Origin of the sequence: Pseudomonas sp. IT-P171 (assembly GCF_949767765.1) — a bacterium.
Taxonomy (GTDB): Bacteria; Pseudomonadota; Gammaproteobacteria; order Pseudomonadales; family Pseudomonadaceae; genus Aquipseudomonas; species Aquipseudomonas fluorescens_B.
In genome coordinates, this window is the sequence record NZ_CATKQN010000008.1 from 145,457 (window position 1) to 157,660 (window position 12,204).

At 59.1% G+C, this 12,204-nt stretch carries 10 protein-coding genes and 1 other RNA gene; 9 read left to right on the forward strand and 2 right to left on the reverse strand.

The genetic code is table 11. The features are described 5' to 3' along the window. Position 1 precedes the first annotated feature (1 nt). Entirely contained in the window at positions 2-1,405 is a 1,404-nt protein-coding gene (locus ACM6I5_RS07175; RefSeq protein WP_017336456.1) for a sodium-dependent transporter, read from the reverse strand. A gap of 118 nt (positions 1,406-1,523) precedes the next feature. Between ACM6I5_RS07175 and smpB the strand changes: the two genes are divergently transcribed. Next, a complete protein-coding gene (gene smpB / locus ACM6I5_RS07180) occupies positions 1,524-2,006 on the forward strand; it encodes an SsrA-binding protein SmpB (protein WP_008029800.1) in 483 nt (160 codons plus the stop codon). A 150-nt stretch (positions 2,007-2,156) separates the two neighbouring features. Here smpB and ACM6I5_RS07185 read toward each other — a convergent pair whose 3' ends face one another. Continuing rightward, positions 2,157-2,924 (reverse strand): GntR family transcriptional regulator, encoded by a 768-nt coding sequence (locus tag ACM6I5_RS07185; RefSeq protein WP_017336455.1) that lies wholly within the window; start codon positions 2,922-2,924, stop codon positions 2,157-2,159. Positions 2,925-3,185: 261 nt separating this feature from the next. Between ACM6I5_RS07185 and ACM6I5_RS07190 the strand changes: the two genes are divergently transcribed. The 8 genes from ACM6I5_RS07190 (at position 3,186) to ssrA (ending at position 12,202) form a co-directional block, all read left to right on the forward strand. After that, positions 3,186-4,880 (forward strand): lactate permease LctP family transporter, encoded by a 1,695-nt coding sequence (locus ACM6I5_RS07190; RefSeq protein WP_017336454.1) that lies wholly within the window; start codon positions 3,186-3,188, stop codon positions 4,878-4,880. A gap of 151 nt (positions 4,881-5,031) precedes the next feature. Continuing rightward, positions 5,032-5,856 carry a (Fe-S)-binding protein gene (locus ACM6I5_RS07195; RefSeq protein ID WP_017336453.1) on the forward strand — a complete coding sequence of 275 codons (825 nt, stop codon included), beginning with the start codon at positions 5,032-5,034 and terminating at the stop codon, positions 5,854-5,856. Further along, positions 5,853-7,310: a LutB/LldF family L-lactate oxidation iron-sulfur protein gene (locus tag ACM6I5_RS07200; RefSeq protein ID WP_017336452.1), complete on the forward strand. Its 1,458-nt coding sequence runs from the start codon at positions 5,853-5,855 to the stop codon at positions 7,308-7,310. Before ACM6I5_RS07195 ends, ACM6I5_RS07200 begins: the two co-directional genes overlap by 4 nt. Beyond that, positions 7,307-7,978 carry a LutC/YkgG family protein gene (locus ACM6I5_RS07205; protein WP_414883464.1) on the forward strand — a complete coding sequence of 224 codons (672 nt, stop codon included), beginning with the start codon at positions 7,307-7,309 and terminating at the stop codon, positions 7,976-7,978. Before ACM6I5_RS07200 ends, ACM6I5_RS07205 begins: the two co-directional genes overlap by 4 nt. Beyond that, the gene (locus ACM6I5_RS07210) at positions 7,975-10,785 is read left to right on the forward strand and encodes an FAD-binding and (Fe-S)-binding domain-containing protein (protein WP_414883465.1); all 2,811 of its coding nucleotides are present in this window, start codon (positions 7,975-7,977) and stop codon (positions 10,783-10,785) included. Before ACM6I5_RS07205 ends, ACM6I5_RS07210 begins: the two co-directional genes overlap by 4 nt. Positions 10,786-10,915: 130 nt before the next feature. Further along, the gene (locus ACM6I5_RS07215) at positions 10,916-11,191 is read left to right on the forward strand and encodes a hypothetical protein (protein WP_414879334.1); all 276 of its coding nucleotides are present in this window, start codon (positions 10,916-10,918) and stop codon (positions 11,189-11,191) included. Between the two features lie 245 nt (positions 11,192-11,436). Beyond that, entirely contained in the window at positions 11,437-11,715 is a 279-nt protein-coding gene (locus ACM6I5_RS07220; RefSeq protein WP_414879333.1) for a hypothetical protein, read from the forward strand. A 93-nt stretch (positions 11,716-11,808) separates the two neighbouring features. Next, positions 11,809-12,202: a transfer-messenger RNA gene (ssrA, locus tag ACM6I5_RS07225) on the forward strand. The last annotated feature ends 2 nt before the right edge of the window (positions 12,203-12,204 follow it).

Sequence of the window (12,204 nt, forward strand, 5' to 3'; positions counted from 1 at the left end):
GTCACTTCCACAGCTGGGCGGCAAACACTACGAGAATGCCGATGGGCGCTACATAGCGCATCAAAAACAGGGCCAGAGTGAACAGCCTGGGACTGCGGATCGACAACTCGTCGCGCACCGCTTCACGCCCCATCACCCAGCCCGCAAACACCACGAAACACAAACCACCGAGAGGCAGCATGATCCGCGAGGTAAAGAAATCGATCACACCAAAGAAATCCAGGCCGCCGGTCGCACCCCATTGATAGAGATGGAACATCCCGCCTTCGTTCACGAAAAATTTGGCTTGCTTCCAGATATTGAAGGAAAACACCGTGCCCAGACCGACGAACCAGCACGTGAACGCCAGCCAGAATGTCACCCAGGCGCGACTGACTTTAGTACGCTCAACCAGGTAAGCCACCATCGGCTCCAGCAACGAAATCGCCGAACTCCAGGCCGCAATCGCTACCAGCACGAAGAACACTACGCCCATCAACTGGCCAAAGGCTATGTTACCAAAGGCAAATGGCAGGCTCACGAACATCAGGCCAGGGCCTTCACTCGGATTCAGGCCGGCAGCAAACACTATTGGGAACAACGCCAGGCCAGCCACGAGAGAAACAAAGGTATCGAGCAGCGCTACTCCGACGACAGTGCCTGAAATCGACGAATCCTTTGGCATGTAAGCGCCGTAGATCATGATCGAACCCACGCCCACGCTCAGGGAGAAGAACGCATGCCCCATGGCGGGCAGTAAACCGTCGAGGACTTTTTCCGGTTGGAAGTCGAACATGAAATGCACGCCCTCCATGAAATGGCCGGTGGTCATGCTGTAGCCCAGCAACACCAGAATCATTACAAAGAGCAACGGCATCATGATGCGCAGGCTGCGCTCAAGCCCGGCGACGACGCCTTTGGCAATCACAATGGCTGACAGCAGCATAAAAATCGTGTGCCAAAGTGTCAGTCGCCATGGATCGGCGATCACTTTGCCAAAGTAAGCGCCAACCTGATCAGGCGCTGCCCCCTGAAAATCGCCGCGCCCCATGTCGATGATGTAATCCAGCGACCAGCCGCCGACGACGCTATAGAAAGACAGGATCAACAGCGCCGTGATCATCCCGGCGAACGCGCCCCAGGACCACTTGCCCGAATGCCCCGCCTCCAGCGCCAGCACCTTCAAGGCGTTGGCCGGACTTTGCCGGGCGCGCCGGCCGATCAGGGTTTCCGCCAGCATGACCGGCACGCCGATCAGTGCGATACAGGCGAGGAACATCAAAACAAACGCACCGCCGCCGTAGACCCCGACCATATACGGGAACTTCCAGATGCTACCCAGGCCCACGGCCGAACCGGTCGCGGCGAGTATGAAGACCCAACGGCTAGCCCAACTGCCGTGGACAGAAACCTTGTCTGTCGACATCGTTACCACGTCCAAGCATTGAAAAAAGAGGGCGCATTGTCCGGGATTCAATCAACCTGCTCAAGCACGCTGCGTCACCGTAGCCGACTCGCTTGCAACTCCCTATAATGCCGCCCCTATGGCTAAACAGAAGAAACACCCAACAGGGACCATCGCGCAAAATAAAAAGGCGCGACACGATTACTTCATCGAACATCGGTTCGAGGCTGGTCTGGTCCTGGCCGGCTGGGAAGTAAAAAGTCTGCGGGCAAGCAAGCTACAGCTGGTTGACAGTTATGTACTGCTCAAGGATGGCGAAGCCTGGCTGCTCGGCAGCCACATTACGCCCCTGACGACCGCCAGCACCCACGTCATCGCTGATCCGACGCGCACCCGAAAATTGTTGCTCAACCGCCGCGAGCTGGAAAAGCTGGCCGCCGCCGTGCAGCAAAAGGGTTACGCCTGCGTGTGCCTGTCCTGGTACTGGAGCAAGCACATGGTCAAGTGCGAGATCGCGCTGGGCAAGGGCAAGAAGGAATACGACAAGCGTGATACCGAACGCGAACGCGACGCCGGTCGCGAGTTGCAGCGTGCGGTGCGCAACAAGGGCAAGGAAGAGTAGCTCTCCGACCCCGGCGCGTTTTGTGGCGAGGGAGCTTGCTCCCGCTCGGCTGCGAAGCAGTCGCAAACCGGTAAATACAATCTTGTATTGACTGGTTTGAGGGCCGCTTCGCGCCCCAGCGGGAGCAAGCGCTCTCGCCACAGACGCTCTCTACATTCCCTTGCGCCGCTCCGCCCGGGCCATGCGCTGCACTTCCTGACGCACCTCTTCCAGTACTTCCTGCACATACAAAATGTGTCGACTGGAAACTTCCCGCGCCTGTTCCGCCCTTCCTTCGATAATCGCCACGTACAACTCGCGGTGCTGCGTGATCAGCATGTCGCGGGTTTCAGTGCGCTGTTTGTACATACCACCGATGTTGGTCACCACGTTGCGCTTGAGCAAATCGAACAGTCCACGAATCGTGTGGAGCAACACTGCGTTGTGACTGGCCTCGGCAATCGCCAGGTGAAATTTCGCATCCGCCGCGCCCTCTTCCGCCCGGCTCACTTCATCGTGGCGCGTGTAGCAATCCTGCAATTCATTAAAGGCCGCGGTCAGTCGCTCGCGGTCGACATCCGTGGCGCGCAGCGCTGCGTAATAGGCGCAGGACGCTTCCAGGGTGTGGCGAAACTCCAGCAAATCACGCTGGGCCTCGGGGTTGCTTTCCAGCAGATGAAGAAGTGGATCACTGAACGTCGTGCCCAGTGATTCCACCACATAATTTCCGCCACCCTGGCGACTGACCAGCAAGCCCTTGGCCGCCAGCTTCTGAATCGCTTCGCGCAACGAAGGGCGTGACACACCGAACTGCTCGGCCAGCGCGCGTTCTGCCGGCAAGCGCTCACCTGCCTTCAGCGTGCCCTCGAGGATCATCCCCTCGAGCCGCTCGACAATATCGTCAGACAAACGGCGCTGACGAATTTGATCAAACCCCATAACTCAAATCTCCGCGATCCCGACGGCTCGCCGGGCTCTCTATTCTGGCCTATCGGCGCTGTGCCAGCACCCACCCGACGGCATTTGTTCGAGCGCATCACTCGGAAACCACAGCGCGTGTTCGACAAAAGTTTTAGGGCGGCAAATTGACACACCGCCTACAAGGCTTTTACCCTAGCGAACAGCGATTGTAAATTGGTATTACCAATTAACCAAGAACGCTGACAGTGCATGACCAACAACAATTAGGGGCCACCCCATATGCAAACCTGGCAACAGCTCTATACCCCGCTCGGCAGCCTCGGCTTTTCCGCGCTCGCGGCCGTCATTCCCATCGTGTTTTTCTTTCTGGCGTTGGCCGTGTTCCGGCTCAAAGGGCACGTGGCGGGCAGCATCACGCTGGCCTTGTCCATCGCCGTGGCCATTTTCGCTTTCCAGATGCCGGTCGACATGGCATTCGCCGCCGCCGGGTATGGCTTCGCCTACGGCTTGTGGCCGATTGCGTGGATCATCGTGGCAGCGGTTTTCCTCTACAAGCTGACGGTCAAGAGCGGTCAGTTCGAGGTGATTCGCAGCTCCGTCCTGTCGATCACCGACGACCAGCGCTTGCAGGTGTTGCTGATCGGTTTCTGCTTCGGTGCGTTCCTTGAAGGTGCAGCCGGTTTCGGCGCACCGGTAGCGATTACTGCCGCACTGCTTGTAGGACTGGGCTTCAATCCGCTGTACGCCGCAGGCCTGTGCCTGATCGCCAACACCGCGCCGGTGGCGTTTGGTGCCCTGGGGATTCCAATCATCGTCGCCGGGCAAGTGACTGGTATCGATGCATTCAAGATCGGCGCCATGACCGGCCGCCAATTGCCGCTGCTGTCGCTGTTCGTGCCGTTCTGGCTGGTGTTCATGATGGATGGCCTGCGCGGCGTGCGGGAAACCTGGCCGGCAGCGCTGGTGGCCGGCTTGAGCTTTGCCATCACCCAATACTTCACGTCGAACTTCATCGGCCCTGAGTTGCCGGACATCACCTCGGCCCTGGCCAGCCTGATCTCCCTGACGCTGTTCCTGAAAGTCTGGCAGCCAAAACGCGCTGCAGGCCAACACATCGCAGGCGCGGTCTCGGCCTCCGTTGTGACTGCCAGCGCCGGCGGTTTCGGCCAGCCGCGCACAACCGTGGCTTCGCCTTACAGCCTGGGTGAAATTTTCAAGGCCTGGTCGCCGTTCCTGATCCTCACCGTATTGGTCACCATCTGGACCCTGAAGCCGTTCAAGGCGATGTTTGCCGCCGGCGGTTCGATGTACGGCTGGGTGTTCAACTTCGCGATCCCGCACCTCGATCAAATGGTGATCAAGGTCGCCCCGATCGTGACCGCGCCAACCGCCATTCCGGCCGTGTTCAAACTTGATCCGATTTCCGCGACCGGCACGGCGATTTTCTTCTCCGCGCTGATCTCGATGCTGGTGCTGAAGATCAATCTCAAAACTGGTCTGACCACTTTTAGAGAGACGTTCTACGAGCTGCGCTGGCCGATTCTGTCCATCGGTATGGTGCTGGCGTTTGCTTTCGTCACCAACTACTCGGGCATGTCCTCGACCATGGCACTGGTACTGGCAGGCACCGGCGCGGCGTTCCCGTTCTTCTCGCCGTTCCTCGGCTGGCTGGGCGTGTTCCTCACCGGTTCCGATACCTCGTCCAACGCGCTGTTCAGTTCGTTGCAGGCGACTACCGCACACCAGATCGGCGTCAACGACACCTTGCTGGTCGCGGCAAACACCAGCGGCGGCGTCACCGGCAAGATGATCTCGCCACAATCGATCGCCGTGGCCTGCGCCGCGACCGGGCTGGTGGGCAAGGAGTCGGATCTGTTCCGCTTCACCCTCAAGCACAGTCTGTTCTTTGCAACAATCGTCGGCTTGATCACGTTGGCTCAGGCCTACTGGTTCACCGGCATGCTGGTGCACTAAGTACTACGAGAAAAAACGCAAAAACCGACGCCGGACCACGATTCCGGCGTCAGCTATTCACAACCCGGTCTGTAAGGCTGCTGAAAGCATCACTCACTATATTCAGCAGCCTCAGCGGACGGATAACCGGGCCCACCCGGAGACACGCCTGATGAGCGAGCTTTTTTACAACGCCGTGCCGAACGCAACACGCGTCGCCCCGCCACTGCCCGAGCCTCGGCAATACCCCGGCGAAAAACCGTCACGGGTCTACCTGTTCGGGACCTGCGTGGTGGATTTGTTCTACCCGGAAGCCGGAATGGACGCGATTCACCTGTTGGAACGCGAAGGCATCCGTGTCGAGTACCCGCAGGGGCAAAGCTGTTGCGGGCAACCGGCCTACACCTCTGGTTACACCGACCAGGCCCGGGCCGTTGCACGCTCGCAATTGGCGCTGTTCGCTGGCGATTATCCAGTGGTAGTGCCGTCGGGATCGTGTGCCGGCATGTTGCGCGAACACTACGCCGACTTGTTCAAGGACGAGCCGCAAACACTGAAACAGGTTCAGGCCCTGGCAGCCCGGACTTACGAGTTGGCCGAGTTTCTGTTGTTCGTCTGCAAGGTGCAGCTCAAGGACAGTGGCGAACCGGTAAAAGTGGCGCTGCACACCTCGTGCTCGGCACGTCGTGAGATGAACACCCACTTGCACGGCCGCGAGTTGTTGGCGCAGCTGGGCAATGTGGAACGTGTCGACCATAGCCATGAAAGTGAATGCTGTGGCTTTGGTGGGACTTTCAGCGTCCGTATGCCGGACATTTCCGGCGCGATGGTGGCTGACAAGACCCGGTCGTTGAAGGAATCCGGGGCGCACAAGGTACTCAGTGCCGACTGCGGTTGCCTGATGAACATCAACGGCTCGCTGGAGAAACAGAAGGAAGCGTTACGCGGTCAGCATCTGGCCAGCTTCCTCTGGCAGCGAACCGGAGGCGGCCAATGAACGCTTCCGCGATTATTCCTACGGTTGCCGTAGAAGAAGATTTCCGCACCCGCGCTCACACCGCGCTGGGTGACAAGCAGTTGCGAAACAACTTTCGCACTGCGATGGATTCACTGATGACAAAACGGGCAGCGTCCTTCAGCGATGCCCACGAAAGAGAACATTTGCGAGCACTGGGCAATGCGGTCCGCGCCCGTGCGTTATCGAAGTTGCCCGACCTGCTCGAGCAACTTGAACGGAACCTGACCCGCAACGGTGTGACAGTGCACTGGGCGGAAACGGTGGACGAAGCCAATGGCATCGTCCTCTCGATCATCCGCGCTCACGAGGGGCGGCAAGTGATCAAGGGCAAATCGATGGTCAGCGAAGAAATGGAAATGAACCATTTCCTCGCTGATCGGGGCATTGAATGCCTGGAATCGGACATGGGCGAGTACATCGTCCAGCTCGACCACGAGAAGCCTTCACACATTATTATGCCGGCGATCCACAAGAATGCCGGTCAGGTCGCGTCCTTGTTCCACGACAAACTTGGCGTGGAGTACACCAAGGACGTTGACCAACTCATTCAGATCGGTCGCAAAGTCTTGCGACAGAAATTCTTCGAAGCGGACATCGGCGTCTCCGGCGTCAACTTCGCCGTGGCCGAAACCGGCACCCTGCTGCTGGTGGAAAACGAAGGCAACGGGCGCATGACGACTACGGTGCCGCCGGTGCACATCGCTGTCACCGGCATCGAAAAAGTCGTGGAAAACCTGCGCGACGTGGTGCCCCTGTTGTCGCTGCTGACCCGCTCAGCGCTCGGCCAGCCCATCACCACCTACGTCAACATGATCTCCGGCCCGCGCAAGGCCCATGAACTCGACGGCCCGCAGGAAGTGCATCTGGTGCTGCTGGACAACGGTCGCAGCCAGGCCTTTGCCGACAGTGAATTGCGCCAGACCCTGAACTGCATTCGCTGCGGCGCCTGTATGAATCATTGCCCGGTCTACACTCGAATCGGCGGCCACGCCTATGGGGAGGTTTACCCTGGGCCGATCGGAAAAATCATCACCCCGCACATGGTCGGCCTGGCGAATGTCCCGGACCATCCGAGCGCATCGTCGTTGTGCGGTGCTTGCGGTGAAGTGTGCCCGGTAAAAATTCCTATCCCCGCTTTGCTGCGTCGCCTACGGGAAGAGAACGTCAAAGCCCCGGACAGTCCGCATCAAGTCATGCGCGGCCAGGGCAGCAAATATTCGCGCAAGGAACGCTTTATCTGGAATGCCTGGGCAAAGCTCAACAGCTCGCCGACGCTGTACCGGCTGTTCGGCTTTTTCGCTACACGACTGCGCGCCCTCGCACCGAGCAACGTTGGCCCGTGGACGCAAAACCACAGCGCCCCGAAACCCGCTGCCCGCTCACTGCACGACATGGCCCGCGAGCATCTGGCCAAACAGGGAGACCGCCGATGAGCGCCAAACAGAATATCCTCGCCAAGTTACGCAATAGTCTGACCGGCACCACGCCCGTGCCGGACGAATTCGACGTCGAACTGGTGACAGCGCCCTACACCTACGCGCCCGAGCAACGCATTCCGCAATTGCGCAAACTGATGGAAGCGGTCCACACGGAAATCCATCTGACCTCCGGCGAAGGCTGGCCCGCCCTGCTCGCACAATTGCTTCGAGATCGCCAATTGCCGAGCCTGCTGATCGCGCCGACGACGCCTCACGGTCAACGTGTCGCTCAGCACTGGGAGAAAAATCCGGGGCTCCCAACGCTCAAGTCCTACGACCGTCCGGTCGAAGAATGGAAAGCCGAGCTGTTCAACGACACGCCCGCCAGCCTGACCGGAACCCTCGGTGCTATCGCGGCCACAGGCAGTCTGATTGTCTGGCCGACACGCGAAGAACCGCGCTTGATGAGCCTGGTGCCGCCGGTGCATTTTGCCCTGCTCAAGGCCAGTGAAATCCGCGATAACTTCTATCAGGTACAGCAGGAATTCAACTGGGCGCAAGGCATGCCGACCAACGCACTGCTGGTCTCCGGCCCGTCGAAGACCGCCGACATCGAGCAGGTCCTGGCCTACGGCGCTCACGGTCCGAAAGACCTGGTGGTTTTGATTCTGGAGGACCAATGAGTCTACCGGCGGCTTTCCTGCGAGATGCACAGAAACTCATCCCTGAAGACCGACGTTTCGACGATCCACTGTCGACATTGGCCTTCGGCACCGACGCCAGTTTCTACCGGTTGATTCCGAAACTGGTGATCCGTGTCGAATCCGAAGACGAAGTGGTGGCGCTGCTCGGACTGGCGCAACGGGATCGAGTCCCGGTGACCTTCCGCGCCGCCGGCACCAGCCTGTCCGGCCAGGCCATCAGCGATTCAGTGCTGATCGTGCTGGGGGATAACTGGAACGGTCGGGAGATCCGCGGCCAGGGCACGCAAATCCGCCTGCAACCGGGCGTGATCGGCGCGCAGGCCAATGCCTGGCTGGCACCGTTCGGGCGCAAGATCGGCCCGGACCCGGCGTCGATCAATGCCTGCAAAATCGGAGGCATTGTCGCCAACAATGCCAGCGGCATGTGCTGCGGCACGGCGCAAAACACCTATCACACGCTGGCCGGTATTCGCCTGGTGCTCGCCGACGGCAGCCGCCTCGATACCGAAGATGCGGCGAGTCTCACGGCATTTCGCCAGAGCCACGCAGCACTGCTTGATCGTCTGGCGGCGCTGGGCCGCGAGACCCGCGCCAATTCCGAATTGGCCGCAAAAATCCGCCACAAATATCGCCTGAAAAATACTACCGGCCTGTCACTCAACGCCCTGGTGGATTTCGACGAGCCTGTGGATATCTTGAGCCACTTGCTGGTGGGTTCCGAAGGCACCCTCGGGTTCATCAGCGCCGTGACTTACGACACCGTGATCGACCACCCGAACAAGGCCTCGGCGCTGATCGTGTTCCCGGATGTGGAAACCTGCTGCAATGCCGTGACCGTGCTGAAAAGCCAACCAGTGTCGGCCGTGGAACTGCTGGACCGCCGCAGTCTGCGATCGGTGCAGAACAAACCCGGCATGCCGGCTTTCGTACAGCACCTGTCGAACAATGCCTGCGCCCTGCTGATCGAATCCCGCGCCGCGTCGTCCACTTTGCTGCACGAGCAACTGACGCAAATCATGGCGTCGCTGGCCTCATTCCCGGTGGAGAAGCAGGTCGACTTCACCGAAGACCCCGTGGAAAACGCTCGTCTGTGGGCGATTCGCAAGGACACCTTTCCCGCCGTCGGTGCGGTGCGCAAAACCGGCACCACGGTGATCATCGAAGACGTGACCTTCCCGGTGGAACAACTGGCCATCGGCGTGAACCGTCTGATCGAGCTGTTCGACAAACATCACTACGACGAAGCGATTCTTTTCGGACACGCCCTGGAAGGCAATCTGCACTTTGTGTTCACCCAGGGCTTCAACAACCCGGAAGAAGTCGCACGCTATCAGGCGTTCATGGATGACGTCGCGCAATTGGTCGCCGTGGAATTCGGCGGTTCGCTGAAGGCCGAGCACGGCACCGGCCGCAATATGGCGCCCTTCGTCGAACTGGAATGGGGCAGCGATGCCTACCAGTTGATGTGGCAGCTCAAGCGCCTGCTCGACCCGAATGGCATTCTCAATCCCGACGTAGTGCTCAGCGACGATCCGCAGATCCACCTGAAAAACCTGAAACCGCTGCCGGCCGCCGACGAGATTGTGGACAAGTGCATCGAGTGCGGTTTCTGCGAACCGGTTTGCCCGTCGAAGGGCCTGACCCTGAGCCCGCGCCAGCGCATCGTGATCTGGCGGGACATTCAGGCCAAAAAACGCGCCGGCGTGGACACCACTGAACTCGAAGCCGCTTATGAATACCAGGGCATCGACACCTGCGCCGCCACCGGTTTGTGCGCCCAGCGTTGTCCTGTAGGAATCAACACCGGCGAGCTGGTGAAAAAGCTCCGCAGCCGTAACGCAACGCATACGAAAACTGCTAATTGGCTTGAAGGCAATTTCGCCACCGCGTTGCAAGGCGCGCGTTTCACCCTGCATGTGGCTAACGGTGCGCGGATGCTGCTGGGGGCGCCACGCCTGGCGAAACTTTCGGCGACGCTGACGAAGCTGTCCAAAGGTCAGGTCCCGCAATGGACCAACGCCATGCCGCAGCCGGAAAAGGCCATTCGCTTCAGCCCGACCGTAACGGATGCGCGTCCGCGAGTGGTGTACCTGGCCGCTTGCGTCTCGCGGGTGATGGGGCCTGCGGCGGGTGATAAAGAACAAATGTCGCTGTACGACAAAACCCGTGGCCTGCTGGAAAAAGCCGGTTACCAGGTCGTCTTTCCGGACAATCAGGACAGCCTCTGCTGCGGTCAGCCGTTCGCCTCCAAGGGTTACGCCGAGCAAGCCGAACACAAACGCCAGGAACTGATCGGCGCGTTGCTGCACGCCAGCCGTGGCGGGCTCGACCCGATCTACTGCGACACCAGCCCTTGCACGCTGCGCCTGGTTCAGGACTTGGGTGATGTTCGACTGGACCTGTACGATCCGGTGCGTTTCATCCGTACGCATTTGATGGACCGGCTTGAATTCACGCCACAGGAAGCGCCCATCGCCGTGCACGTCACGTGCAGCACTCAACACTTGGGAGAGAGCCAGGCGCTGATTGATCTGGCGCGTAAATGCAGCAAGAACGTGGTCATTCCCGAGGGCATTCACTGCTGTGGATTTGCCGGCGACAAGGGCTTTACCACGCCGGAGCTGAACGCCCATTCACTGCGCACGCTCAAGGATGCGGTGCAACAGTGCAGCGAAGGGATTTCCACCAGCCGCACCTGTGAGATCGGTCTGACGCAACACGGGGGAATTGACTACCACGGGCTGGTCTATCTGGTGGACCGAGTCACTAGGGCGAGGGCCCTCTGAAGAAAAATAGAACCCTGACGCACGGTCGTAGTCCACTGGTTAAGCCCTGCCATTGCCGGGCCTTACCCAAACTTGGCAGCCCGTCCTGATGGCCAGCAAATGCCTGGCACCTCAGTTCAAGGAGATACTCATGAAACGTTCTGTACTGTTAGGTCTGTTCGTTACTGTCTCGCTGATGGCGTCCCCGTCGTTTGCCGCGGAAGACCTCTGCGCGGTCAACTTGAAAACCATCGAAAATGCCAAGACACAGATTCCTCCGGATATGACTGAACAGGTCATGGACAGCGTCAAGAAAGCCAAAGCTGATCATGCAAAAGGCACCAAGGAAGGGACTGATGATTGCGTCGCCGAGACCACCAAAACCATTCAGTCCATTCAGAAGACCAGTGACGGCGGCAAACCCTAGCCCCATCCTGCAGCTCCCAGCGTCACCCCAATGAACACACCAAAACCCGCCAAGTGCGGGTTTTGGTGCAACTGGGGTCTGGTTCTATCAAAAAGTTTTTCCATAGCCTTTTTTGCAAGAACCGAATTCCTGCGCAACGCCGTAGTCTTTTAAGTAGGCCTGATCAATCGTGGCTTATTTTCCGACCTCGGCCGAGCCGCACGCTCATACGGCAGCACCGAGACCATCAGTTCAAGGAGATATCCATGAAACGTACCGCACTCGCTGGTCTGTTCATTTCTGCTGCTATGTTGGCCTCCCCCGTCTTTGCTGCGGACAACAACCTCTGCACGAGCAAGCTTCAAGAGCTCAAAAGCAAAGTGAACTCACTGCCGGCGAGCTCCAGCAACACCGCGATGGAGATCAAAAGACTGATGTCCAGCGCCGAAGCGTCCCAGGCTTCCGGGGACGACAAAAAATGCGTCACCGAGGCCACCCAGGCATCGGCACTCGCTGACAAACTGCGCAATGAACCCAATCCATAATCGCTGGTGGCCAACGCGGGTTGGCCTTCTGAGCCGCGTTGGCGTACACTGCACAGGCTTGTTGCTCACTTGGATTCACGGAGCAGCAGGCTCGGGGCCGTTTAGGATTCGACGCCGGTTGCGAAACTTTAGGTGCATGCCGAGTTGGTAACAGAACTCGTAAATCCACTGTTGCAACTTTCTATAGTTGCCAATGACGAAACCTACGGGGAATACGCTCTCGCTGCGTAAGCAGCCTTAGCCCTTCCCTTCTGGTACCTTCGGGTCCAGCAATCATCAGGGGATGTCTGTAAACCCAAAGTGATTGTCATATAGAACAGAATCGCCGTGCAGTACGTTGTGGACGAAGCGGCTAAAACTTACACAACTCGCCCAAAGCACCCTGCCCGTCGGGTCGCTGAGGGTTAACTTAATAGACACGGCTACGCATGTAGTACCGACAGCGGAGTACTGGCGGACGGGGGTTCAAATCCCCCCGGCTCCACCACT